Genomic DNA, 24443 nt, shown 5'->3' with positions numbered 1-24443 from the left:
GCTGAAAATACCGCAGATAATGCTTGGTGAGCTAGAGAACCGCGAAGGTTCCTTGCGCTTTCGCCACCAGCTTGTCGCCCTGAACTACGTCGGCGTCGACCACCAGGGTGCGCCGCCCGGCGTGCAGCACGCGGGCGGTGCACAGCACCTCGCCGTCACTGACGGCGCGCATGTAGTTGATCTTGCACTCGATGGTGACGCTTTGCTGGTCGAAGCCATGGCTGGCCGAGCAGGCCAGGCCCATGGCGATGTCAACCAGGCTGAAGATCGCCCCGCCGTGCAGCTTCTGGCCACGGTTGCGCAGGTGCGGCTCGAGCGCCAGGGCTACCTCGGCAACACCTGTCTCCAGGCGTTGCAGGCGGCAGCCGAGGAGCTGGCTGAAGGCGCTTTCGACGTATTCGCGTGGAACGTCCATCACTTCTTCTTCAGCTGCTTGGCGTTGGCGAACAGGGCTGCCATGGCGTTGTTGGCCGGTGCTGCGGTGGCGGTTTCGCGCTGGCGCGGCGCCTGCTGCTGGCGGTTGCCGCCATTGCCACGGTTACCGCCGCGGTTGCCATCGACCTTCTCGCCAGGGGTGTCGCTCATGCGCATGGACAGGCCGACACGCTTGCGCGGGATGTCCACTTCCATGACCTTGACCTTGACCACGTCGCCGGCCTTGACCGCTTCACGCGGGTCCTTGATGAACTTCTCCGACAGCGCCGAAATGTGCACCAGGCCGTCCTGGTGCACGCCGATGTCGACGAAGGCGCCGAAGTTGGTGACGTTGGTCACCACGCCTTCGAGGATCATGCCCGGTTCCAGGTCCTTGAGGTCTTCGACGCCGTCCTGGAAGGTGGCGGTCTTGAATTCGGGGCGTGGGTCGCGGCCAGGCTTGTCCAGTTCCTGCAGGATGTCGGTGACGGTCGGCAGGCCGAAGGTTTCATCGGTAAATTTCTTCGGGTCCAGGCGCTTGAGGAAGCTGCTGTCACCGATCAGCGAGCGGATGTCACGGCCGGTATCGGCGGCAATCCGTTGCACCAGCGGGTAGGCCTCGGGGTGCACCGCGGAGGCATCCAGCGGGTTGTCGCCGTTCATCACACGCAGGAAGCCGGCGGCCTGTTCGAAGGTTTTCTCACCCAGGCGGCTGACCTTTTTCAGTGCCGCGCGAGTGGCGAACGGGCCGTTGGCATCGCGGTGGGCGACGATGTTCTGCGCCAGGGTAGCGTTAAGACCGGAGATGCGCGTCAGCAGGGCCACGGAGGCGGTGTTGACGTCCACGCCCACGGCGTTCACGCAGTCCTCGACCACGGCGTCCAGGCCGCGCGCCAGTTTCAGCTGAGACACGTCATGCTGGTACTGGCCGACACCGATGGATTTCGGGTCGATCTTCACCAGCTCGGCCAGCGGGTCCTGCAGGCGGCGGGCAATCGACACGGCGCCACGGATCGACACGTCCAGGTCCGGGAATTCGCGGGCGGCCAGTTCCGATGCGGAATACACCGAAGCGCCGGCCTCGGAAACCATGATCTTGGTGATCTTCAGCGCTGGGTACTTCTTGACCAGCTCCGCCACCAGCTTGTCGCTTTCGCGGCTGGCGGTGCCGTTGCCGATGGCGATCAGCTCCACCGAGTGCTTGGCGCACAGCGCAGCCATGATCGAAATGGTGCGGTCCCAGTCGTTCTTCGGCGCGTGCGGGTAGACCGTGGTGTGGTCCAGCAACTTGCCTGTGGCATCGACCACGGCGATCTTGCAGCCGGTACGCAGGCCCGGGTCGAAGCCCAGGGTGGCGCGCGGGCCGGCCGGGGCGGCCAGCAGCAGGTCGTGCAGGTTGTGGGCGAACACATTGATCGCCTCGCCTTCCGCGTTGTCGCGCAGCTCGCCGAACAGGTCGGTTTCCAGGTGGGTGTAGAGCTTGACCTTCCAGGTCCAGCGCACCACTTCACCCAGCCACTTGTCGGCCGGGCGGTTGCGGTTCTCGATGCCGACGTGGTTGCCGATCATCAATTCGCACGGGTGCAAGGTGCCGGGCAGTTCTTCGCCCACCTTCAGCGAGGCGCTCAGCACGCCTTCGTTACGCCCGCGGAAAATTGCCAGGGCGCGGTGCGACGGGGCGTTGCGCAGCAGTTCGTCATGGGCGAAGTAGTCACGGAATTTGGCGCCTTCCTCTTCCTTGCCAGGCACGACGCGGGCGCTGAGCACCGACTCCTGCTTGAGGAAGCTGCGCAGCTTGTCGAGCAGGGCGGCGTCTTCGGCGAAGCGCTCCATGAGGATGTACTTGGCGCCTTCCAGCGCGGCCTTGACGTCGGCCACGCCCTTGTCGGCGTTGACGAAGCGTGCGGCTTCGCTTTCCGGGGCAAGGTCTGGGTTGTTGAACAGGCCGTCGGCCAGCTCGCCGAGGCCGGCTTCCAGGGCGATCTGGCCCTTGGTGCGGCGCTTCTGCTTGTACGGCAGGTACAGGTCTTCGAGGCGGGTCTTGGTATCGGCCAGCTTGATCTCGCGGGCCAGTTCCGGGGTCAGCTTGCCCTGCTCCTCGATGCTGGCCAGGATGCTGGCACGGCGCTCGTCGAGTTCGCGCAGGTAGCGCAGGCGCTCTTCCAGATGGCGCAGCTGGGTGTCGTCCAGGCTACCGGTCACTTCCTTGCGGTAGCGGGCGATGAAGGGCACGGTCGAGCCTTCGTCCAACAGGCCCACGGCCGCCTCGACCTGCTGGGGGCGTACGCCCAGTTCCTCGGCGATACGGCTGTTGATGCTGTCCATGTAAACCACCTGACATTTGTGAATACGGGGGTCGCCTGTGGGCCTGTCGCCCGGCGGCGCTGGATGAAAGCCGCGCATTATACCCATCGCAAACGGCTTGCGGTGATGGCGCCCGGCCAGCCGGAACTGGCGCCGGGGGAAAAATCTGCTAACAATGCTCACGCAACGTGCAGCAATGGCTACGCCATAATGCGCGGCGATATCAGAGGAGTTATTCATGACCGGCACGCCAAACACCGCTGAAGGTGACAAGATTCTCATCGTCGACGACGACCCGGGGCTGAGCAGCCTGCTGGAACGTTTCTTCACCAGCAAGGGCTACCGTGCCCGTGCGGTGCCCAACACCGAGCAGATGGACCGCCTGCTGCAGCGTGAGGTGTTCAACCTGGTGGTGCTCGACCTGATGCTGCCCGGCGAGGATGGCCTGTCGGCGTGCAAGCGCCTGCGCCAGCAGAACAACCAGATCCCGATCATCATGCTCACCGCCAAGGGTGACGAGCTCAGCCGTATCAAGGGCCTGGAGCTGGGCGCAGACGACTACCTGGGCAAGCCGTTCAACCCGGACGAGCTGATGGCCCGGGTCAAGGCCGTGCTGCGCCGCCAGGCACCGAGCGTGCCGGGTGCGCCGGGTAGCGAAGACGAGTCGGTCACCTTTGGCGATTACGAGCTGTCGCTGGCCACCCGCGAACTCAAGCGTGGCGATGAAGTGCACATGCTCACTACCGGCGAGTTCGCCGTGCTCAAGGCGCTGGTGATGCACGCGCGCGAGCCGCTGACCCGCGACAAGCTGATGAACCTGGCGCGTGGCCGTGAATGGGATGCGCTGGAACGCTCCATCGACGTGCAGATCTCGCGTCTGCGCCGCATGATCGAGCCGGACCCGTCCAAGCCGCGTTATATCCAGACCGTGTGGGGCGTGGGCTACGTGTTCGTGCCGGACGGAAACGCCGGTAAATGATGCCGCGCCGTCGATGAAAACACCGCTCTGGTTTCCGCAAAGTTTCTTCGCCCGCACCCTGTGGCTGGTGTTGATCGTCGTCCTGTTCTCCAAGGCCTTGACCCTGGTCTACCTGCTGATGAACGAGGACGTGCTGGTCGACCGTCAGTACAGCCACGGTGTTGCGCTGACCCTGCGCGCCTATTGGGCGGCCGACGAAGAAAACCGCGACAAGATCGCCGAAGCGGCAGGCCTTATCCGGGTCACCGGCTCGGGCGTGCCCGAGGGTGAGCAGCACTGGCCCTACAGCGAAATCTACCAACGGCAGATGCAGGCCGAGTTGGGTGAAGACACCGAGGTACGGCTGCGCATTCATGCGCCGCCGGCGTTATGGGTCAATGCGCCAAGCCTGGGGCCGGGCTGGTTGAAGGTACCGCTGTACCCGCACCCGCTGCGTGGGCAGAAGATCTGGAACGTGCTGGGTTGGTTCCTGGCCATCGGCCTGTTGTCCACAGCTTCGGCCTGGATCTTCGTGCGCCAGCTGAACCAGCCGCTCAAGCGCCTGGTGTTCGCCGCCCGGCAGCTGGGCCAGGGGCGCAGCGTGCGCCTGCCGATCAGCGATACGCCCAGCGAGATGACCGAGGTGTACAAGGCCTTCAACCAGATGGCCGAGGATGTCGAGCAGGCCGGGCGCGAGCGCGAGCTGATGCTGGCGGGGGTTTCCCACGACCTGCGCACACCGCTGACGCGCCTGCGCCTGTCGTTGTCGTTGCTGGACAGCGACAGCGAACTGAGTGACGACATGGTCCGCGATATCGAGGACATGGACGCGATCCTCGACCAGTTCCTGGCCTTTATCCGCGATGGGCGTGACGAGCCGGTTGAGGAGGTCGACCTGGCCGACCTGGTGCGCGAAGTGGTGGCGCCGTACAACCAGCCGGAAGAACGGGTGCGGTTGTGCCTGGAGCCGATCCCACCGTTCCCGCTGCGCCGGGTTTCGCTCAAGCGCATGCTGGGCAACCTGATCGGCAACGCCCTGCACCACGCCGGCAAAGGGGTCGAGGTGGCCGCCTATGTGTCGGGCGACGAGAGTGCGCCGTATGTGGTGCTGAGCGTGCTGGACCGCGGGACGGGGATCGACGAGTCGGAGCTGGAGACCATCTTCAACCCGTTCATTCGTGGTGACCGGGCCCGGGGGGGCAAGGGCACCGGGCTGGGGCTGGCGATCGTCAAGCGGATCGCGGCGCAGCATGGCGGGAATGTGGAGTTGCGCAATCGGTCCGGGGGTGGGATCGAGGCGCGGGTACGGTTGCCTTTGGGGTTGTTGCTGCCGCGTAATGCCGTGTGATTGCCGGGGTCGCTTTGCGGCCCTTTCGCGACACAAGGCCGCTCCTACAGGGCGCGCGATCCCTTGTAGGAGCAGCCTTGTGCTGCGAATGGGCTGCAAAGCAGCCCCAAAATCTCAGCCCTTACCCTTGGTCCGAGTCTGATTAGGGCCGCCATTCTTCTCCAGATGTTCGATGATCATGGCGGCCACGTTCTTGCCGGTGGTCACTTCGATGCCTTCCAGCCCCGGCGATGAGTTCACCTCCATCACCAGCGGCCCGTGGTTGGAGCGCAGGATATCCACACCCGCCACACTCAAACCCATCACCTTGGCCGCGCGAATGGCGGTCATGCGTTCTTCCGGGGTGATCTTGATCAGGCTGGCCACCCCACCGCGGTGCAGGTTGGAGCGGAATTCGCCCGGCTTGGCCTGGCGCTTCATCGACGCGATGACCTTGTCGCCGACCACGAAGCAGCGGATATCCGCGCCACCCGCTTCCTTGATGTATTCCTGCACCATGATGTTCTGCTTCAACCCCATGAACGCCTCGATCACCGATTCGGCGGCCTTGGTGGTTTCGCACAGCACCACGCCGATGCCCTGTGTACCTTCCAGTACCTTGATCACCAGCGGGGCGCCGTTGACCATCTGGATCAGGTCGGGGATGTCGTCCGGCGAGTGGGCGAAACCGGTAATCGGCAGGCCGATGCCGCGCCGCGACAGCAATTGCAGTGAACGCAGCTTGTCGCGAGAGCGGGCTATCGCTACCGACTCGTTGAGCGGATACACACCCATCATCTCGAACTGGCGCAGCACTGCGCAGCCATAGAAGGTCACCGATGCACCGATGCGCGGGATCACCGCGTCAAAGCCTTCCAGCGGCTTGCCGCGGTAGTGGATCTGCGGCTTGTGGCTGGCAATGTTCATGTAGGCCCGCAGGGTATCGATCACTACCATTTCGTGGCCCCGCTGGGTACCGGCTTCGACCAGGCGGCGGGTGGAATACAGACGCGGATTGCGCGACAGCACAGCGATCTTCATGCAGCACCTGTGGCAGTAGAAAGGGTGGCCGGGAAGGCCGGTTTGTCTTGTACGTATTTGAGGCCAGGGTTGACCACCAGCTGGCCATGGATCAGGGCCTTGGAACCCAGCAACAGGCGATAACGCATGTTCTTGCGGCAGGCCAGGGTGAACTCCACTTCCCACACACCATCGCCCAGGGCCAGTGACGTGCGGATGACATAGCGGGTCTGGGCCTGGCCGTTGGAGCTCTTGATGGTTTTCATGGTCACCAGCGGTGCCTCGCAGCGGCGGTGGCGCAACTGCACCACCGAGCCAAGATGTGCGGTAAAGCGGACCCAGGGCTGGCCGTCGCGCTCGAACGGTTCCACCTCGGTGGCGTGCAGGCTGGAGGTGCTGGCACCAGTGTCGATCTTGGCGCGCAGCCCGGCCACGCCGAGGTCGGGCAGGGCGACCCACTCGCGCAGGCCGATCACAGTCAAATGGTCAAATGTCTTCACGAAACGCACCCTGCGGATGAGGTGGTGAACTGTAAGCACGGCGGGGATTTTTTGCATCCGATCGTTACGGTAGTACAGTTCGATGAAACACAGCGTTCGAGGTAACGGGATGGCACAAAAAGCCGAAGACGACGACAAGGTCCGTCTGGACAAATGGCTGTGGGCGGCACGCTTCTACAAGACTCGCGCGCTGGCCAAGGCGGCGATCGAGAGCGGCAAGGTGCATTGCCGGGGTGAGCGCTGCAAACCGGGCAAGGAGCCGCGGGTGGGTGACGAGTTCGTGCTGCGCACCGGGTTCGACGAGCGCACCGTGGTGGTGAAGGCTCTGTCGGTGGTGCGGCGTGGGGCGCCAGAGGCGCAGACGTTGTACGAAGAGACCGAGGACAGCGTGCGCCGGCGTGAACAGGCGGCGGAACTGCGCAAGGCCGGGGCGATGGGCGTGACCACCGATGGGCGGCCGACCAAGAAGCAGCGGCGGCAGATTCACCAGTTGCATGGGAGCTTCGAATAGCCGGGGCCGCTTTGCGGCCCTTTCGCGACACAAGGCCGCTCCCACAAGCAGGGCGTTGCCTGAATGCCTTGTGCGGTACTTGTGGGAGCGGCCTTGTGTCGCGATGGGCTACGCAGTAGCCCCAAGGATCTAGCGGGTCACCGCCAAGCGCCCGACCAACGGTAACTTGGCCGCGATCGCGAACAACGGCGCCGTCCAGCGCATCAGCACCGCACTTCCCTTGGCCGCCAGCGGCGTGAAACAACTCCAGCCCAACGCCAGCACCGCCATCAGCAGCCCGCCGATGTAGTCATCCTGCCCCCAGTGGGCACCGGCCACCAGGCGCGGCAACATGAACAATACCGCCAACCCCCAGACCACCAGGTACTGCACCAGGCGGCGGCTGAACACGCTCATGAACAGCGCCCAGACCAGCAGCACCGAGGCATGATCCCCCGGGAAACTCTTGCTGGAACGGTCCTTGAGCTCCCAGGCCGCCTCCAGGTTCGGATAGTAGTCGCTGAGGTGCACCACCTCGTCGAACATCATCGAAGGGCTCTTGTGCTGCCAGCCGGCTGCATCCACCCACTTGGAAAACAGCGCGCGAATCACCACTAAGAGGATTAGCGTGACCAGGAAGCCGAAAAAGGCCTGGCGGACCTGGGTTGCCTTGAACACCCAGTCGCCACGGATAAGCACTGCCAGAAGGATCAGGCCGACGACGATGTCGAATGGCCGCAGGCTACCGACGGTCCAGATGTAGCGCCAGGTGGTGTTGTCGGCCAGCGGCGCATTCAGGCCGTGGAACAGCCACTCGTCGAAAGTCAGGCACAAGATCTGGCCAATGGGCCATAACCAGAAACACAGTAGAGCGATAGGAAGCAGCGTACAGGCTGCCAATGGCCCCCAGGACCACCTTGCTTGGAACAGTGGTCGATTGTCCATAAAATACCTCTATTGCAAACAGGAATCGGAGCGCCTTGTGAGCGCTCTGTCACGGGGTTCTCGCATGTTTTCCGACAACCCTTGTAACCATTTTGTCATCATTTTTCAGATAGCCAAAACCTATGAGCGACTTGCCTGATACCGATTTCACCCAACGTTTCATCTTCGACGAGCGCGATGTGCGCGGCGAGTGGGTGTCTCTCGATGACAGCTACGCCGCGGTGCTGGCGCGTCATGAGTACCCGCAGCCGGTGCAGGCACTGCTGGGCGAGCTGATGGCCGCCACCGCCTTGCTGGTGGGGGCGCTGAAGTTCGACGGCCTGCTGATTCTGCAGGCGCGTTCCGCAGGACCGATCCCGCTGTTGATGGTCGAATGTTCCGGTGACCGGGACATCCGTGGCATGGCCCGTTACGAAGCGGACCAGATCCCGGCGGATGCGACCCTGTCGCAGCTGATGCCCGACGGCCACCTGACCCTGACCATCGATCCGGTCAAGGGCCAGCGCTACCAAGGCACCGTCGACCTCGACGGCGCCACCCTGTCGGAGTGCTTCACCAACTACTTCGTCCAGTCGCAACAGCTCAACACGCGCTTCTGGCTCAACGCCGAAGGCGGCAAGGCCCGTGGCCTGCTGCTGCAGCAACTGCCGCGCGATCGCCAGCCGGACGATGAAGAGCGTGAGGAAAGCTGGCAGCACGTTGTGGCATTGGCCACCACGCTCAAGGCTGATGAGTGGGCGCTGGACAACGAAACTCTGCTGCACCGCCTGTACCACGAAGATGCCGTGCGCCTGTTCGATATCCAGCCGCTGCGCTTCAACTGCAGCTGCTCTCGCGAACGTTCCGGCAATGCGCTGGTCAGTTTGGGCGAGCACGATGCCAAGGCGCTGGTTGAAGAATGCGGCGGGCAGGTGGAGATCGATTGCCAGTTCTGCAACGAGCGCTATTTCTTCGACGCCAGCGATGTGGCGCAACTGTTTGCCGGTGGCGGCACTGACGTAGCCTCAGAAACTCGTCACTGAAACGTTTAACCACAGGACAATCTCCTGTCGAATTGCGCAAAAGCGCAGTTCTGACAGGAGGGGCCTACTTTTTTTGGGCGTTTCTGGCATAATCCGGCCACTTTTTTCGCTGTAGTAGTTTTTTCAAGACAACTACAAAACGTTTGGAGCACTCGGCCTCGGGCCGGATGGGGTATCTCATGACGCAAGCCAACAACACCGTGTACACCGACCTGAGCGTCGATGAGCTGGTAAAAGAAGCGCTGCAACGCGGTGAAGGCGTACTAGCCGATACTGGCGCACTGGTCGTGGAGACCGGTCACCGTACTGGCCGTTCGCCGGCTGACCGTTTCATCGTCGAAGAGCCTTCCACCCAGGACGCCATTTCCTGGGGCCCGATCAACCGCAAGTTCCCGGCCGACAAGTTCGATGCCCTGTGGGACCGCGTCGAGGCGTTCAACAACGCCCAGGATCACTTCGTTTCCTACGTTCACGTAGGGGCGGCCGCCGAGCACTACCTGCCGGTGAAGATGACCACCCAGACTGCCTGGCAGAACCTGTTCGGTCGTTGCCTGTTCATCAACCCGGAGCAGTACAACCCGGCTGGCCGTGGCGAGTGGCAAGTCCTCAACGTCGCCAACTTCGTGTGCGAGCCTGAGCGTGACGGCACCAACTCCGATGGTTGCGTGATCATCAACTTCGCTCAGAAGAAGGTTCTGATCGCTGGCATGCGCTACGCCGGCGAAATGAAGAAAGCCATGTTCTCGGTACAGAACTTCCTGTTGCCGGCTGCCGACGTACTGCCGATGCACTGCGCCGCCAACATCGGCGAAGCAGGCGATGTAACCCTGTTCTTCGGCCTGTCCGGCACCGGCAAGACCACCCTGTCGGCCGACGAAAGCCGTTACCTGATCGGTGACGACGAGCACGGCTGGGGCGAGGGCGTGGTCTTCAACATCGAAGGCGGCTGCTACGCCAAGTGCATCGACTTGTCCGAGAAGAACGAGCCGGTCATCTGGAAAGCCATCAAGCATGGCGCCGTGCTGGAAAACGTCGTCCTCGACGCCAACAAGCACGCCGACTACACCGATGTCAGCCTGACCCAGAACAGCCGTGCGGCCTACCCGCTGGAGCACGTTGCCAAGCGTTCCGAAGCGAACCTGGGCGGCGAGCCGAACGCAGTCATCTTCCTGACCTGCGACCTGACTGGTGTTCTGCCTCCGGTTTCGATCCTGAACAACGAGCAGGCGGCCTACCACTTCCTGTCCGGCTACACCGCGCTGGTCGGTTCCACCGAAATGGGTTCGGGCAGCGGCATCAAGTCGACTTTCTCTACCTGCTTCGGCGCCCCGTTCTTCCCGCGCCCGGCTGGCGAGTACGCCGAGCTGCTGATCAAGCGTATCAAGGGCTTCGACTCGAAGGTCTACCTGGTCAACACCGGCTGGACCGGCGGTGGCTACGGCGTTGGCAAGCGCTTCAGCATCCCGACCACCCGTGCCGTGATCGCTGCGATCCAGAGCGGCGCGCTGATCGGTGCCGAAACCGAGCACCTGGACATCATCAACCTGGACGTGCCTAAGGCCGTTCCGGGCGTTGATACCGAGCTGCTCAACCCGCGCACCAACTGGGCTGACAAGGCTGCCTACGACGAGGCCGCCAAAGGCCTGGCCAAGCTGTTCATCGAAAACTTCAAGAAGTTCGAAGTTTCCGACGCCATCAAGGCCGCTGGCCCGCAGCTGTAAGCTGAACCCGCCTGCAACGAGAAAGCCGCCCCTTTGGGCGGCTTTTTTGTTCCTGTGAATTAGCGCTCCCACAGGGGATCGCGGGCAGCGGAAATCCGGTTTTTCTGTTTCACTGTCAGCATTCATTGCGAAGACAAGAGCCAGCCAGATGACCGAATCCCCTCAGCGCACTGCCTTCTCCCACTTCCACCCCATCCTCACTCGCCCCCAGGACAATGACCTGAATGGCCACGTCGCCGGTGCCACTGTGCACGGCTTTTTCGAAACCGCCATCCAGGCGTTCCTCGTCGAACAGGCCGAACTGGACCTGCGTGACGGTGAGCTGGCGGCCTTCGTGGTCAGTTCGGCGGCAGATTTCTACGCGCTGCCCGGCTTCCCGGATGTGCTGGAAGTGGGGCTGGGGGTGACGCGCCTGGCGGGCAGTACGGTGGAGTACCGCCTGGCCCTGTTCCGCCCAGGGGAGCCGGAGGCGTGTGCGGCAGGCACGGTGGTGCAGGTGTTCATCGAACGCGCCAGTGGCCGGCCAGTGGCATTGCCAGAGACGCTGCAGGTGATCCTGTCTGGTTTAGTGCTGGAACAGCAGGCATAAAAAAGCCCCGCTGGCAGGGGCGGGGCTTTTGTTGCCGGGGCAGGGCCCTCAGGCGTTAGTCGCGCCAGTGGCGCTTGTGCTTGCGATGGCCGTAATGATGGCCACGGTCCCAGTGGCGACGGTCGTCGTCATAACCACGACGGTAGCGGCGGCCATCGTGGTAATCGTCTCTGTCGGCCTCTTTACCAAGGTAGTTACCCAGTGCGCCACCGGCACCACCGCCGGCTGCTGCGCCAATGTAGCTACCGGTAGTGCCGCCCACGGAGCGGCCGACCACGTTACCGCCTGCTGCGCCCAGCGCGCCGCCGATTGCGGCTTCCCCACGCTGACGCTTGTCGGCACCCAGGGCACCGCCAGCCGCGCCGCCCAGGCCGGCACCAATGGCGCCGCCGGTGCTACCACCGATGGAGTTGCCCACCACGGAGCCCAGTACCCCACCCAATGCGCCGCCAATGCCGGCCTCGGTGGTGCCGCCTGCCATGGCAACGCCGCTGAGCAAGCTGAAAGACAACAACAGTATCGAGGAGTACTTCTTCATCAAGAGAGCCTCATTAGGATGACGGGGCGATTTTTGAGCCTTACAGGCGCGGCTGGCAACGGAAATCCGACGAGTAACACGAGTTGTACACAATTCTCTAACTTACTGTATTTACTGTGAAACTTTATCGTTTTTTCGCTGTCTGAGACCTTTATGACGAAGCCCTGAACCGCTATGGAACAGGGCTTTTTTGATTTTTGCGCAAGGGCTTCCGGCCTCTTCGCGGGTAAACCCGCTCCCACAGGGATACCACCGCTCTCAGTCCTTGAGTTGCCTCTGTGGGAGCGGGTTTACCCGCGAAGAGGCCAACACCATTCCTACAGGATGCGCCCGTCGTCCCGCGCCCGCTCCAGCTTGATGGCAATGAACTTCGACGTCGGCGTATGGCTGCCATCGCCAATGCTTTCCAGCGGCACCAGCGGGTTCACCTCCGGGTAGTACGCCGCCGCCTGCCCGGCCGGGATGTCGAAGGCCAGCAGGGTGAAGCCATGCACGCGGCGTACATGCTCATCCCCCCACAACGAAACGATGTCGACCTGCTGCCCAGGCTGGAAGCCCAGGCGGATGATGTCGGCTTCGTTGGCGAACAGCACCTCGCGCTGGCCACGCACGCCACGGTAGCGGTCGTCCAGGCCGTAGATGGTGGTGTTGTACTGATCGTGCGAGCGCATCGACTGCATGATCAGGTCTGGCACCTGGCCGCTGGCGCGTACACGCTCGTCGAGCAGCGTGTCGGGCAGCAAGTTGGCCTTGAAGTTCGCGCGGCCGGTGCTGGTATTCCATTCGCGGCTGGCGGCGCTGTTGCCCAGGTAGAAACCGCCCGGCTCGCGCAGGCGCTGGTTGAAGCCCCTGAAGCCGGCGATGGTGTCGCCGATCAGCTCGCGGATACGGTCGTAGTCAGCCACCAGCCAGTGCCAGTCCACGGGCTTCTTGCCCAGGGTGGCGGCGGCGATACCGGCGATGACCGCCGGCTCCGAGCGCATCTGCGTCGACAGCGGCTTCAGCTGGCCATTGGAGGCGTGGACCATGCTGAACGAGTCCTCTACCGTTACCGCCTGTGGCCCTTCTGCCTGCAGGTCGATGTCAGTGCGCCCCAGGCACGGCAGGATCAGTGCCTGCTTGCCGTGCACCAGGTGGCTGCGGTTGAGCTTGGTGCTGATGTGCACGGTCAGCTCGCAGTTGCGCAGTGCCTGGGCGGTGCGCTCGGTGTCCGGCGTGGCTTGGGCGAAGTTGCCGCCCAGGCCGATAAATATCTTGGCCCGGCCGTCGAGCATGGCGTGGATCGCCTCGACGGTGTTGTGGCCATTGTGCCGGGGTACGGGGAAGCCGAAGCGCTGCTCGATGGCGTTCAGCAGGGCCACCGGCGGGCGCTCGTTGATGCCCATGGTGCGGTCACCCTGCACGTTGCTGTGGCCGCGCACCGGGCACAGGCCTGCGCCCGGCACGCCGATATTGCCGCGCAGCATTTGCAGGTTGACGATTTCCTGAATGGTCGGCACCGAATGGCGGTGCTGGGTAATGCCCATCGCCCAGCACATGATCACCCGCTTGCCACGGCAGTACATGCGCGCGGCCAGTTCGATGTCGGCCAGCGCCAGGCCGGACTGGGCCTGGATGTGCTCCCACGGGGTGGCATCCACTACCGCCAGGTAGTCGTCGACGCCATGGCCATGTTCAGCGATGAAGGCATGGTCGAAGACTGCCGGTTCGCCGTTGGCCTGGGCTTCGCGCTCCCATTGCAGGACGAATTTGGCCATGCCGCGCAGCATCGCCATGTCGCCGCCCAAGGCCGGGCGGAAGAATGCGGTGTTGGTCGGCCGGTCGCTGTTGGTCAGCATTTCCAGCGGGTTCTGCGGGTGCTGGAAGCGCTCCAGGCCACGTTCCTTGAGCGGGTTGATGCACACCACCTGGGCACCGCGCTTTACCGCATCGCGCAGCGGGTCCAGCATGCGCGGGTGGTTGGTACCGGGGTTCTGGCCCCAGACGAAAATCGCGTCGGCGTGCTCGAAGTCGTCGAAGGTGACGGTGCCCTTGCCGACCCCGACGCTTTGCCCCAAGGCCACGCCGCTGGCCTCGTGGCACATGTTCGAGCAGTCGGGGAAGTTGTTGGTGCCGTAGGCCCGCACGAAAAGCTGGTACAGGTACGCTGCTTCGTTGCTGGCGCGCCCCGAAGTGTAGAACTCGGCCTGGTCAGGGCTGGCCAGCTTGTTCAGCTCGCGAGCGATCAGGGTGAACGCGGCGTCCCAGCTGATCGGCTGGTAGCGGTCGCTGGACGCGTCATAGACCATCGGCTCGGTCAGGCGCCCCTGGTACTCCAGCCAGTAGTCGCTCTGTTGCAGTAGCGAGGTGACGCTGTAGCGGGCGAAAAACGCGGCATCGACGCGGCGCTTGGTCGCCTCCCAGTTCACTGCCTTGGCACCGTTCTCGCAGAACTTGACCATGCCGCTTTCCGGCGAGTCGCCCCAGGCGCAGCCGGGGCAATCGAAGCCGCCGTTCTGGTTGGTCTTGAGCAGCGCGCGAATGTTCTTCAGCGCGTTATCGCTGCCAACCCAGGCCTTGGCCACGCTGCGCAGCGCGCCCCAACCACCGGCGGGGCCGTGGTAGGGCTTGTAACGAGGTGGAGAGGCTGGGGCGTTGTCCGGGAGGTGTTGGTACGAGGTCACGACTGTTACGACTCCGCCGCTGGGCTGTAGACCCGCGGTGCGCTGTGCTTGGGCAAATGGATAAGGTTGAGGTTGTGTTTGCGCGCCCATTGCAGGGCAAGGCCGGTGGGCGCCGACAGGCTGACCAGGGTCTGGATACCGGCCCGCAGCACCTTCTGGATCAGCTCCAGGCTGCAGCGGCTGGTGACGATGGCCAGGCCACCCTGGCTGTCGATGTCTTGGCGAAGCAAGGCGCCGATCAGCTTGTCGAGGGCGTTGTGTCGGCCGATGTCTTCGCGGCCTAGCAGCAGCTCGCCATGGCGGTCCATGAACAGCGCCGCATGCACTGCGCCGCAGTGTTGGCCGAGGGGCTGGAAGGCATCGATGCGCTCACGCAGGCCGACCAACCATTGCGCGGGTGGTAAAGGTGCGCCAGGCAGCTTGGCCAGCTCTGGCAGTGCCTGCTCCAGCGCTTCGACCCCGCACAGGCCGCAACCACTGGTGCCGGCCATTTGGCGGCGCTGGTTTTTCAGGTTCCAGAACGCACGGCTGGAAATCTCCAGGTCGGCGTACATTGCCGAGCCGCTGCCGGAGAGTTTCAGGTCGTAGATTTCCGTTGTGCCTTCGACTATGCCGCTGCCGACACTGAAACCGACGGCGAAGTCTTCCAGGTCGGTGGGGCTGACCAGCATCACCGCCTGGTTCAGGCCGTTGTAGGCAATGGCCAGGGCCACTTCTTCGGCCAGGGGCGTGCTGTCGCGCCTGGCATCGTTGAGCTGGACGTAATCGTAGGTGTTGCTGGCGGCGGGCATGGTCAAGGGCGATGAGGCCGCGCAGACCGGAGGCTTGCTGTTCATCGGGGCTGACTGTTCATCGGGCTATCGGCAACTTTCAGATAGCACAAGCCTAGGCGTGCGGGCCGGCGGCGTCTAATCGCTAGGGTCTATGCCTTGATAGACCGCGTCGATTGGTCGCATGGGGCGCCAGGGGAAAAGCTGGCCTAGACTGCTGTGTCCGAGGTTTCGTCAACAAGGAGAGCGCTATGAGCTTGTTCAGTTTCGTCAAGGAAGCGGGCGAGAAGTTGATCGACCTGCTGACCCCCGGCAATGCCAATGCCGAAGAGCAACTGAAGAAACACGTGGAAAGTGTCGGCCTGGGCAACCCGAATATCACGGCCACTGTAGAGGGAGACACGATCATCCTCAAGGGTGAGGTGGCCAGCCAGGAGGAGAAGGAGAAGATCATCCTGGCGGCGGGTAACGTCGCAGGCGTTGCCAGTGTGGATGACCAGATCACCGTGACCGGGCCGGTGGCCCAGGCTGCGCGGTTCGTGACGGTGGAGAAGGGGGATACGTTGAGCGCGATTTCGAAGAAGGTGTATGGCGACCCCAACAAGTACCAGAAGATCTTCGAGGCCAACAAACCGATGCTCAAGCACCCGGACAAGATCTATCCGGGGCAGGTGCTGCGTATTCCTGACTGATCTCTGCAGCCTGTACCGGCCTCTTCGCGGGTAAACCCGCTCCCACAGGGATCGCACACAGTTCAGACCTGTGGTGATCCTGTGGGAGCGGGTTTACCCGCGAAAGGGCCTTCACAGGCCTACCAATAATTCCCGGTAATCCTCGACCGCCGCAAACTCTTCGGTATCGCGCGGCCCGGCCTGGCTATCCGGCTGGCGTACCGCCAGCAGATGCCCCACGCCAAACCGTCGCGCACTGCGCAGGATCGCCAAGGTGTCATCGATGAACAGGCTGCGCTCCGGTTCAAAGCCGATGTCCGCCTGCAATGCGTCCCAGAACTGCGGGCTTTCCTTCGGGTAGCCGTAGTCATGCGAGCTGATCAGCCGTTCGAAGTACGGCGCCAGCTCCACCCGCTCCAGCTTCAGTGACAGCGAATCCCGGTGCGCATTGGTGATCATCACCACGCGCTTGCCCGCGTCGCGGATCGCGGCAAGGAAAGTGTCGGCATCCGGGCGCAGGGCGATCAGGTCGGCGATTTCCTGTTTCAGCTCACGGATCGGCAGCCGCAGTTCGCGGCTCCAGAAGTCCAGGCAATACCAGTTAAGCGTGCCGGCATTGCGTTCGAACAGCGGCTGCAGTTCCATTTCCGCCATGGCCCGGCTCACCCCGTGCAGCTCGGCATAGCGCTGGGGCAGGTGGTCCAGCCAGAAGCGGTTGTCGTAATGCAGGTCGAGCAGGGTGCCATCCATGTCCAGCAGGACGGTATCGATGGCGGACCAGGGAAGAACAGGCATGGGAAACTCTCGATCAGTCGGCAAGCCACGGTATAGTAACCCGTTCACGCCAAGGAGCCGCCCCATGCGCCAGAAACCCACCGTCCTCAGCCGCGAAATCGTCGCCAGCAGCCGCCTGTTTCGCGTCGAAGCCGTGCAATTGCGCTTCAGCAATGGCAACGAGCGTACCTACGAGCGCCTGGTGGGCCGGGGTAATGGTTATGGGGCGGTGATGATCGTGGCCATGCTCGATGCCGAGCACGCGGTGCTGGTGGAGGAATACTGCGGCGGCACCGACGAATACGAGCTGTCGTTGCCCAAAGGCCTGATCGAGCCGGGCGAGGACGTGCTGGCGGCAGCCGACCGGGAGCTCAAGGAAGAAGCCGGCTATGGCGCTCGCCAGCTGGAGCACCTTACCGAGCTGTCGCTGTCGCCGGGCTACATGAGCCAGAAGATCCAGGTGGTGCTGGCCAGCGACCTGTACGAGGAGCGCCTGGAGGGCGATGAGCCGGAGCCGATGCGGGTCGACAAGGTTAACCTGCGCGAGCTCTCGGCCCTGGCCATGCACCCACAGTTCACCGAGGGGCGTGCCTTGGCTGCGCTGTACCTGGCGCGTGACCTGCTGATTCAGCGGGGGCTGCTGGAAGCATGAACGACCTGCAACTGATGCACGAAGTGGTCAAGCTGGCCCTGTTGGCGGGCGAGGCGATCTTGCCGTTCTGGCGCGCCGATGTGGCCGTGACCAACAAGGCCGACGATTCGCCGGTCACCGCCGCCGACCTGGCGGCGCACCGGGTGATTGCCGATGGCCTGCTGGCGCTGGCGCCGCAGATCCCGGTGCTGTCCGAAGAGGACTGCAACATTCCGCTGGCCGAGCGTCAGGGCTGGAGCCGCTGGTGGCTGGTCGACCCGCTGGATGGCACCAAGGAATTCATCGCCGGCAGCGAGGAATTCACGGTCAACATCGCCCTGGTCGAAAACGGCGAGGTGGTGTTCGGCGTGGTATCCATGCCGACCAACGGGCGCTGCTACTTCGGTGGGCGTGGGTTGGGCGCCTGGCGTGCGGAAGCGAGTGAGGCTCCGCAGCCGATCCAGGTTCGCGACGAGCCGCCGGCAGGTGGGCGTTTCACCGTGGTTGCCAGCCGTCGCCATTCCAGCCCGGAACAGGAAGCGCTGTTGGCCGGGTTGGGGGCTGCGTTGGGGGAACTGGAGCTGGCCAATATCGGCAGTTCGTTGAAATTCTGCCTGTTGGCCGAGGGCAGCGCCGATTGCTATCCCCGCCTGGCACCGACCTCGCAGTGGGATACCGCGGCGGCGCAGGGGGTGGTGGAAGGGGCTGGTGGGGAGGTAATCGGGCTGGATGGCTTGCCGTTCCGGTACCCGGCGCGGGAGTCGTTGCTCAACCCGCATTTCCTGGCTTTGCCGGCAAATGCTGTGTGGCGTCAAGCCTTCCTGAGCCTGATCTGACAGGCGGACATGATCGTGTAGGAGCGGCCTTGTGTCGCGATCGGGCCGCAGCGCGGCCCCAGGGTTTCAGCATTGCCGCATTAATTGCCGGGGCCGCTTCGCGGCCCGATCGCGACACAAGGCCGCTCCTACAGGAGTCGCGACAGTCCATTGGTTTCAGCGGTGCAGCACGTACTGGCCGCTGAAGGTAACAGCAGGCTCGTCACTACCGGCATTGCTCACCGTGGTCTCCAGCGTCAACCGTGCCCGCCCGCGCCGCTGGTACATGGTCAGGAACCGCTCCCAGGTCTTCTCATCCGGCGGCGCACAGCGCGCCACCGCCGCCCCGGTAACCGGCAGCGGATAACTGATCTGCCCTTCCTGGATGACGATATGCCCGTCATCGATCCCCAACTCGCGCAGGCGCAGGTGCAGCCAGCCCCAACCCACCAGCACCGCGGCGCAGTACAGGCTGCCGCCGAACATGGTGCTCTTGTGGTTGACGTTGGCCGCCAGCGGCAATTGCAGGCGCAGGGTGTGCTGCTGCCAATCGAGCACTTCCAGGCCCATTTCGCGGGTCAGGGGGATGTCGCCGTGTAGGACGGACTGCAGGTACTGGCTATCGGTGTTCATTAACGGTTGTCCTCTTGATCGTCATGCCCGCCGCTACCGCCGTCGAAGCTCAAGCCATGCTTGCGCAGCTTGTCGTGGAGGGTCTTGCGGGGGATGCCCAGCGCCTCGGCCAGGCTGCGCATGGAGCTGTGTGGCTGGGCCAGTTCGGCAGCGATCAGCGAGCGTTCGAACTGCTCGACCTGTTCGCTGAGGTTGCCGCTCGGCATCGTAACCAAAGGCATTGCCGCAGGCGGCGCCTGGCCGTCCAGAGCCAGTTCCAGGCCAAGGGCGAAACGCTCGGCGGCGTTCTGCAGCTCGCGTACGTTACCGGGCCAGTCGTGACGCAGCAGCATGGCGCGCTGGGCCGGCTGCAGGGCGTGTGGCGGCAGACCATGGCGCTCGCTGGCGGCGTCGGCGAAGTGCTGGAAAAGCACCAGGATGTCATCGCCGCGTTCGCGCAGCGGTGGAATACGCAGCGGCGCCACGTTCAGGCGGTAATACAGGTCGGCGCGGAAACGCCCCTGGTCGGCTGACTGGCGCAGGTCCTCCTTGGTCGCGGCGATGATGCGGATGTCCAGCGGGATCAGCTGGTTGCCACCCAGGCGCTCGACCACCCGTTCCTGCAGCATGCGCAGCAGTTTCACCTGCACATCCAGGCTCATGCTCTCGATTTCATCGAGGAACAGCGTGCCACCGTTGGCGAACTCGAACTTGCCGATGCGGCGTTTCTGCGCGCCGGTGAACGCCCCGGGCTCATGGCCGAACAGCTCGCTTTCGACCACCGACTCGGCCAGTGCGCCGGCGTTGATCGCCACGAACGGCCCGTCGCGGCGGCTGGACAGGTCGTGCAGGGCGCGGGCCACCACCTCTTTGCCGGCACCGGTCTCACCCAGGATCAGCACGTCGGCGCGAGTGCCGGCCAAGGCGCCGATCTGCTCGCGCAAGCGCTGCATGGACGGCGACTGGCCCACCAGGCGGGTGGCCAGTTGCTGGCGGTCGCTCAGGGCCAGGCGCAAACTGCGGTTGTCCAGCACCAGGCGGCGCAGGGCCAGGGCGCGGCGCACGCTGTCCAGCAGAGCGTCGCTGGCAAAGGGTTTTTCCAGGAAGTCATAAGCCCCGGCGCGCATTGCCTGCACCGCCAGCGGCACATCACCGTGGCCGGTGATCAGCAATACCGGCAGCTCTTTGTCACGGCCGTGCAGTTGTTCCAGCAGCTGCAGGCCATCGATACCCGGCATGCGGATGTCGCTGACCACCACGCCGGGCCAGTCGGCCTCGATGCGTTCGGCCAGGCCCTGGGCGTCGGCCAAAGCGACCACCTTGAGCCCGGCCAGGTCCAGGGTCTGGCTCAGGGCCTGGCGCAGGTGCGGGTCATCATCGACCAGGATGACCTGGGCTCGGCTGTCGATCAGTGTCTCGGTGGTCATGCCGAGGGGTCCTCCGAATTGGGCAAAGTAGCGCCAGGCGCGGCCACGCGCAGCTGCAGGGTCAGCAGTGCGCCACCTTCCGGGTGGTTGGCCAGCAGCAGTTCACCGCCCAGGGCACGCATCAGGCTTTCGCAGATGGCCAGGCCCAGGCCCAGGCCCTGGGTGCGGGTCTTGGTGGTGAAGAACGGCTCCTTGGCGTGCTCCAGGGCCTGGCGGCTGAAGCCGGGGCCGTTGTCGCGAATGTACAGATAGACGCAGTCATCGCGCTGTTCGGCACTTAGCCACAGGCGGCGCGGGTTGGCTTTTTCGGTCAGGGCGTCGAGGGCATTGGCCAGCAGGTTGCCGAGCACCTGGCGCAGGCGGGTCTCGCCGGCCTGTACCCACAAGGTGGCCTCCGGCAGGTCGCGGATCAGCTCCACGGCCATTGCCCGGCGGCGCTTGGCCAGCAGCGCCAGGGCGTCGTCCAGGGCCGGCTGCAAGGCCACGCTCTCCGGGGCATGGCGGTCACGGCGGGCGAAGGCGCGCAGGTGGGCGATGATCGAGGCCATGCGCCCGGTCAGCTCGCCAATCAGCTTGAGGTTGCCGCGGGCTTCTTCGGTTCGCTGGTGGTCGAGCAGGATCTCGGCATTTTCCGCGTAGCTGCGGATGGCGGCCAGCGGCTGGTTGAGTTCGTGGCTGATGCTGGCCGACATGGTGCCGAGCACCGACAGCTTGCCGGCCTGTACCAGTTCGTCCTGGGCGCGCACGGCCTCCTGTTGGGCGTTCTCACGCTCCAGTACGGCACTCTTGAGCCGGGTGTTCAGGCCTTCGAGGTCGGCGGTGCGCTCGGCCACGCGTTTTTCCAGTTCCTGGCGGCCGCGTGCCTCGAAGTCGATGCGGTCGATGTAGTGACGGCGCCGCTGCATCACCAGGCCAGCCAGCAGTATCAGCACCAGTAGGGTGCCAGCGCCGATGGCCATCACGGTTTGCACCGAACGGTCGACCAGCATGCGCGGGGCGAGGATGCTGACCTGCCATCCGGTTTCCTTGATGTCGCGGGTCTGGCTGATCCAGGCGTCCGGGTTGAGTACCAGCGGTTGCGGGGCCTGGGTCGGGTAGGGCTGGATGGCGATGATCGCCTGGCGCTCGGCCTCGGTCAGCGCGCGGGTCGCGCGGAAGCGCCAGTCGGGCCGCGAGGTCAGGATGACCACGCCATTGTGGTCGGTCAGCAACAGCTGCTCGGGGGTGCGGCCCCACAAGGTTTCGGTGTGGTCGAGGTCGACCTTGACCACCAGTACGCCAACGATGCGTTCACGGTCTCGCACGGCGGCGGCGAAGAAGTAACCGCGCTTGGCCGATGTGGTGCCCTGGCCAAAGAAGCGCCCCAGGCGGCCGGCCATGGCTTCGTTGAAATAGGGGCGGAAGGCGAAGTTGCGGCCGACGAAGCTGTCGCGCTTGTCCCAGTTGGAGGCAGCCAGGGTATTGCCGCTGACGTCCATCAGGTACATCACCTCGGCGCCGGTCTGCTGGACGATGTCCTTGAGCAGGCGGTTGGCATTGGTCACTGCCTCCAGGCGGAACGGGTCGGCCAGCACCCCGCGCAGCGCCGGCAGGTCGCCGAGTATCTGTGGCAGGGTTTCATAGCGGTGCAGGGTACCGAGCAGGTTGGCGACATACAGGTCGAGGGTCTGGCGGTTCTGCGAGGCCAGTTCTTCCTGGTAGTAACGTTCGGCCAGGTGATGCAGGGGCCACAATAACGGGGCCAGGCACACGGCCAACAGGGCCAGGCTGCGCCAGCGGGGACGGCGTGGGGGCGTGGGTTTTGCAATCATCACGTAAATGCGCCAGAAAAGTCTGCCGCAATTATGCGCTAGTTAAGGCAGCAGTTCCGCCTCTGCCAGCGGCAGGCCGAGCTTGTCCTTGTCCGACAGCACCGGTGGCTGCTGCAGCCCCCAGTCGATCGCCAATTGCGGGTCATCCCAGCGGATGCAGCGGTCGGCGCCCGGGTTGTAGTAGTCGGTGGTCTTGTAGAGGAACTCGGCCGACTCGCTCATCACCGCAAAGCCGTGGGCAAAGCCTGGTGGAATCCATAACTGGCGATGATTGTCGGCCGACAGCTGCACCGCGACCCATTGGCCGAAGGTTGGCGAGCTCTTGCGCACGTCCACGGCAATATCACGGATTTCCCCCTGCACCACGCGCACCAGCTTGCCTTGGGTGTTTTCCACCTGGTAGTGCAGGCCACGCAACACATCCTTGATGGAGCGCGAGTGGTTGTCCTGGACGAACTCGGCCTTCACGCCGGTTTGCCGGGCGAACTCACGGGCGTTGAATGCCTCGAAGAAAAAACCACGGCTGTCACCGAAAACCTTCGGCTCGATGATCAGTACTTCAGGGATCGCGGTAGGGATGATGTTCATGGCGGTTCGCTGGCCCGTTCTGCTCATGTATTGACCCTAGCCGGTCTGGCCGTTTTTTCCGCCTCGGGCTTCAACGGCATTCACAAGGGCTGGCTATGGTAGATGTCGTGCCGTTTTGCTTCTCGGTCAAGGTTGGGGGTGTATCGATTGTTATCGATTTAATTCCCTCGCTCGCTCATGATTTTCCCGATTATCGGGCTTCAAATATCGATATATATCGGTTATAAATTGACAAACGCCCCAGCACAGTCCGGCTCAGGGCCATCACAGAGGTCAATCATGAAAACCCTCAACTCCACTCCCCGTGCCGATGGTTTCCACATGCCCGCCGAGTGGGCCCCGCAAACCCAGGTGTGGATGGTCTGGCCGGAGCGCCCGGACAACTGGCGCCTTGGCGGCAAGCCGGCGCAGGCTGCCCATGTGACCCTGGCCAAGGCCATTGCCCGCTTCGAGCCGGTAACCGTCGCGGTTTCCGCTGGCCAGTACGAAAATGCCCGCCGCCAGCTCGACCAGCCGAACATTCGCGTGGTCGAGATCAGCAATGACGATGCTTGGGTGCGTGACACCGGCCCGACCTTCGTCATCAACGACCAGGGTGAGGTGCGTGGTGTGGACTGGGGCTTCAATGCCTGGGGCGGCTTCGACGGCGGCCTGTACGCACCGTGGAACCGTGACGAGGAGCTGGCGGCCAAGGTCCTGGAAATGGAGCGCTGCCAGCGCTACCACACCGAAGGCTTCGTGCTCGAGGGCGGCTCGATCCACGTGGACGGCGAAGGCACGGTGATTACTACCGAAGAATGCCTGCTCAATCGCAACCGCAACCCGCACCTGAACCGCGAGCAGATCGAAGCGGTGCTGCGCGATCATCTGGCGGTGGACACCGTGGTCTGGCTGCCGGATGGCCTGTACAACGACGAGACCGATGGCCATGTCGACAACTTCTGCTGTTACGTGCGCCCGGGCGAAGTGTTACTGGCCTGGACCGATGATTCCAACGACCCCAACTATGCACGCTGCCATGCCGCCATGGAGGTGCTGAAGAACACTCGCGATGCCAAGGGCCGCGAGTTCATCGTGCACAAAATGCCGATCCCGGGCCCGCTGTTCGCTACTGCCGAAGAGTGCGCCGGGGTCGATCAGGTGGCAGGCAGCCAGGAGCGTGACCCATCGGTGCGCCTGGCAGGCTCGTACGTGAACTTCCTGATCGTCAACGGCGGCATCATTGCGCCTAGCTTCGACGACCCGGCAGATGCCGAGGCCAGAGCGATCCTGGCTAAGATCTTCCCCGACCATGAGGTGGTGATGATCCCTGGTCGTGAGCTGCTGTTGGGCGGTGGCAACATCCACTGCCTGACCCAGCAGCAACCGGCACCGGTCAAGCGTTGAGCGCACGGTGAATCAAGAGGCCCGTCATGACGGGCCTTTTTTATTCGCGAGGGCCGTCCGCAGGCTGGTGCTGGCATAAGTTTTGTATTGTTTTCAGTGAGATAGCTCGGCCATGCCGCGCTCTCGGACCTGTAACAATCCTTACGTAGATTAGCCGCTCACGGGCCAGGGAGTACGTGTAGAAATGAACGCAGCAAGTGAGTCGGCTTTGCGCCCATCGGCAGTGAATCACCAATCGCTCAGGCTTGTGGCGAAGTGGTTGAAACACCATGGAAGCATCAGGGTCAGGACGACCGACCCACGACGTCTGCTTGCCGGACGATACCCCCAAGGGCTGATCAGCGAAGCAGAAATGCAGGCGCTGATGGCAGTGTGGCACTGATCGATTGCTTAAACCTGTGCTGGCCCCTTCGCGGCTAAAGCCGCTCCCACAGGTACCCCACTGGGCTCGATACATGTGGGGTACC

Annotated in this window: 24 protein-coding genes; 11 read left to right on the top strand and 13 right to left on the bottom strand. The window is 63.8% G+C overall.

The features are described from left to right. Positions 1-31: 31 nt before the first annotated feature. Both RR51_RS17525 and RR51_RS17520 read right to left on the bottom strand, forming a co-directional pair. Positions 32-415 (bottom strand): PaaI family thioesterase, encoded by a 384-nt coding sequence (locus RR51_RS17525; protein ID WP_003257433.1) that lies wholly within the window; start codon positions 413-415, stop codon positions 32-34. Continuing rightward, positions 415-2739 (bottom strand): Tex family protein, encoded by a 2325-nt coding sequence (locus RR51_RS17520; protein ID WP_015268601.1) that lies wholly within the window; start codon positions 2737-2739, stop codon positions 415-417. The genes RR51_RS17525 and RR51_RS17520 overlap by 1 nt, the downstream gene beginning before the upstream one ends. 217 nt (positions 2740-2956) lie before the next feature. Here RR51_RS17520 and ompR point away from each other — a divergent pair, with 217 nt between their 5' ends. Both ompR and RR51_RS17510 read left to right on the top strand, forming a co-directional pair. Next, on the top strand, positions 2957-3697 hold the full coding sequence (gene ompR / locus RR51_RS17515; RefSeq protein WP_012270052.1) for an osmolarity response regulator transcription factor OmpR: 741 nt from the start codon (positions 2957-2959) through the stop codon (positions 3695-3697). Between the two features lie 13 nt (positions 3698-3710). Then, a complete protein-coding gene (locus RR51_RS17510; protein WP_013970454.1) occupies positions 3711-5024 on the top strand; it encodes an ATP-binding protein in 1314 nt (437 codons plus the stop codon). Between the two features lie 114 nt (positions 5025-5138). Here the strand turns inward: RR51_RS17510 and rimK are convergent, their stop codons facing one another. Both rimK and rimB read right to left on the bottom strand, forming a co-directional pair. Continuing rightward, on the bottom strand, positions 5139-6044 hold the full coding sequence (rimK, locus tag RR51_RS17505; protein ID WP_013970455.1) for a 30S ribosomal protein S6--L-glutamate ligase: 906 nt from the start codon (positions 6042-6044) through the stop codon (positions 5139-5141). Beyond that, positions 6041-6523 (bottom strand): retropepsin-like aspartic endopeptidase RimB, encoded by a 483-nt coding sequence (gene rimB, locus RR51_RS17500; protein ID WP_003257436.1) that lies wholly within the window; start codon positions 6521-6523, stop codon positions 6041-6043. The genes rimK and rimB overlap by 4 nt, the downstream gene beginning before the upstream one ends. Before the next feature lie 109 nt (positions 6524-6632). On the opposite strand from rimB, the gene RR51_RS17495 reads away from it, so the two are divergent. Next, a complete protein-coding gene (locus RR51_RS17495) occupies positions 6633-7034 on the top strand; it encodes an RNA-binding S4 domain-containing protein (RefSeq protein ID WP_013970457.1) in 402 nt (133 codons plus the stop codon). 129 nt (positions 7035-7163) lie between these two features. On the opposite strand, the gene RR51_RS17490 is transcribed toward RR51_RS17495, so the two are convergent. Beyond that, complete coding sequence (locus RR51_RS17490) at positions 7164-7958, bottom strand: phosphatase PAP2 family protein (RefSeq protein ID WP_039614247.1); 795 nt, start codon at positions 7956-7958, stop codon at positions 7164-7166. Between the two features lie 122 nt (positions 7959-8080). Here RR51_RS17490 and hslO point away from each other — a divergent pair, with 122 nt between their 5' ends. The 3 genes from hslO (at position 8081) to RR51_RS17475 (ending at position 11290) form a co-directional block, all read left to right on the top strand. Further along, the gene (hslO, locus tag RR51_RS17485; RefSeq protein WP_015268604.1) at positions 8081-8980 is read left to right on the top strand and encodes an Hsp33 family molecular chaperone HslO; all 900 of its coding nucleotides are present in this window, start codon (positions 8081-8083) and stop codon (positions 8978-8980) included. Positions 8981-9159: 179 nt separating this feature from the next. Further along, entirely contained in the window at positions 9160-10701 is a 1542-nt protein-coding gene (locus tag RR51_RS17480) for a phosphoenolpyruvate carboxykinase (protein WP_039614246.1), read from the top strand. A gap of 148 nt (positions 10702-10849) precedes the next feature. Beyond that, positions 10850-11290 (top strand): acyl-CoA thioesterase, encoded by a 441-nt coding sequence (locus RR51_RS17475; RefSeq protein ID WP_039614245.1) that lies wholly within the window; start codon positions 10850-10852, stop codon positions 11288-11290. 55 nt (positions 11291-11345) lie between these two features. On the opposite strand, the gene RR51_RS17470 is transcribed toward RR51_RS17475, so the two are convergent. The 3 genes from RR51_RS17470 to fdhD form a co-directional block, all read right to left on the bottom strand. Further along, positions 11346-11828, bottom strand: a complete 483-nt coding sequence (locus RR51_RS17470; protein ID WP_015268607.1) for a glycine zipper domain-containing protein — start codon at positions 11826-11828, stop codon at positions 11346-11348. A gap of 317 nt (positions 11829-12145) precedes the next feature. After that, positions 12146-14491: an FdhF/YdeP family oxidoreductase gene (locus tag RR51_RS17465; protein WP_039614244.1), complete on the bottom strand. Its 2346-nt coding sequence runs from the start codon at positions 14489-14491 to the stop codon at positions 12146-12148. 5 nt (positions 14492-14496) lie between these two features. Continuing rightward, a complete protein-coding gene (gene fdhD, locus RR51_RS17460; RefSeq protein WP_013970464.1) occupies positions 14497-15327 on the bottom strand; it encodes a formate dehydrogenase accessory sulfurtransferase FdhD in 831 nt (276 codons plus the stop codon). Positions 15328-15512: 185 nt separating this feature from the next. Here fdhD and lysM point away from each other — a divergent pair, with 185 nt between their 5' ends. Next, positions 15513-15953 (top strand): peptidoglycan-binding protein LysM, encoded by a 441-nt coding sequence (lysM, locus tag RR51_RS17455; protein ID WP_023661080.1) that lies wholly within the window; start codon positions 15513-15515, stop codon positions 15951-15953. A gap of 111 nt (positions 15954-16064) precedes the next feature. Here lysM and yrfG read toward each other — a convergent pair whose 3' ends face one another. Further along, positions 16065-16727, bottom strand: a complete 663-nt coding sequence (gene yrfG, locus RR51_RS17450; RefSeq protein ID WP_003257447.1) for a GMP/IMP nucleotidase — start codon at positions 16725-16727, stop codon at positions 16065-16067. A 64-nt stretch (positions 16728-16791) separates the two neighbouring features. Between yrfG and nudE the strand changes: the two genes are divergently transcribed. Together nudE and cysQ are read left to right on the top strand one after the other, a co-directional pair. Then, positions 16792-17358 (top strand): ADP compounds hydrolase NudE, encoded by a 567-nt coding sequence (nudE, locus tag RR51_RS17445; protein ID WP_013970466.1) that lies wholly within the window; start codon positions 16792-16794, stop codon positions 17356-17358. Beyond that, complete coding sequence (gene cysQ, locus RR51_RS17440) at positions 17355-18173, top strand: 3'(2'),5'-bisphosphate nucleotidase CysQ (protein WP_039614243.1); 819 nt, start codon at positions 17355-17357, stop codon at positions 18171-18173. The genes nudE and cysQ overlap by 4 nt, the downstream gene beginning before the upstream one ends. Positions 18174-18329: 156 nt before the next feature. On the opposite strand, the gene RR51_RS17435 is transcribed toward cysQ, so the two are convergent. Genes RR51_RS17435 through rfbC form a run of 4 tightly spaced genes read right to left on the bottom strand, consistent with a single transcriptional unit; the run spans position 18330 to position 22590 of the window. Further along, a complete protein-coding gene (locus RR51_RS17435) occupies positions 18330-18785 on the bottom strand; it encodes a thioesterase domain-containing protein (protein ID WP_039614242.1) in 456 nt (151 codons plus the stop codon). Continuing rightward, a complete protein-coding gene (locus RR51_RS17430; RefSeq protein WP_039614241.1) occupies positions 18785-20191 on the bottom strand; it encodes a sigma-54-dependent transcriptional regulator in 1407 nt (468 codons plus the stop codon). Before RR51_RS17430 ends, RR51_RS17435 begins: the two co-directional genes overlap by 1 nt. After that, entirely contained in the window at positions 20188-22002 is a 1815-nt protein-coding gene (locus RR51_RS17425) for a sensor histidine kinase (RefSeq protein ID WP_039614240.1), read from the bottom strand. The genes RR51_RS17430 and RR51_RS17425 overlap by 4 nt, the downstream gene beginning before the upstream one ends. Before the next feature lie 42 nt (positions 22003-22044). Next, the gene (rfbC, locus tag RR51_RS17420) at positions 22045-22590 is read right to left on the bottom strand and encodes a dTDP-4-dehydrorhamnose 3,5-epimerase (RefSeq protein WP_039614239.1); all 546 of its coding nucleotides are present in this window, start codon (positions 22588-22590) and stop codon (positions 22045-22047) included. Between the two features lie 279 nt (positions 22591-22869). Here rfbC and aguA point away from each other — a divergent pair, with 279 nt between their 5' ends. Both aguA and RR51_RS31560 read left to right on the top strand, forming a co-directional pair. Then, entirely contained in the window at positions 22870-23976 is a 1107-nt protein-coding gene (aguA, locus tag RR51_RS17415) for an agmatine deiminase (protein WP_039614238.1), read from the top strand. Positions 23977-24160: 184 nt separating this feature from the next. Then, positions 24161-24358: a hypothetical protein gene (locus tag RR51_RS31560; RefSeq protein ID WP_080563721.1), complete on the top strand. Its 198-nt coding sequence runs from the start codon at positions 24161-24163 to the stop codon at positions 24356-24358. Positions 24359-24443: the final 85 nt, after the last annotated feature.

Origin of the sequence: Pseudomonas sp. C5pp (genome assembly GCF_000814065.1) — a bacterium.
GTDB classification, from domain to species: Bacteria; Pseudomonadota; Gammaproteobacteria; order Pseudomonadales; family Pseudomonadaceae; genus Aquipseudomonas; species Aquipseudomonas asiatica.
Note: the sequence above shows the minus strand (reverse complement) of the source record. Positions and strands in the feature narration are given on the sequence as shown.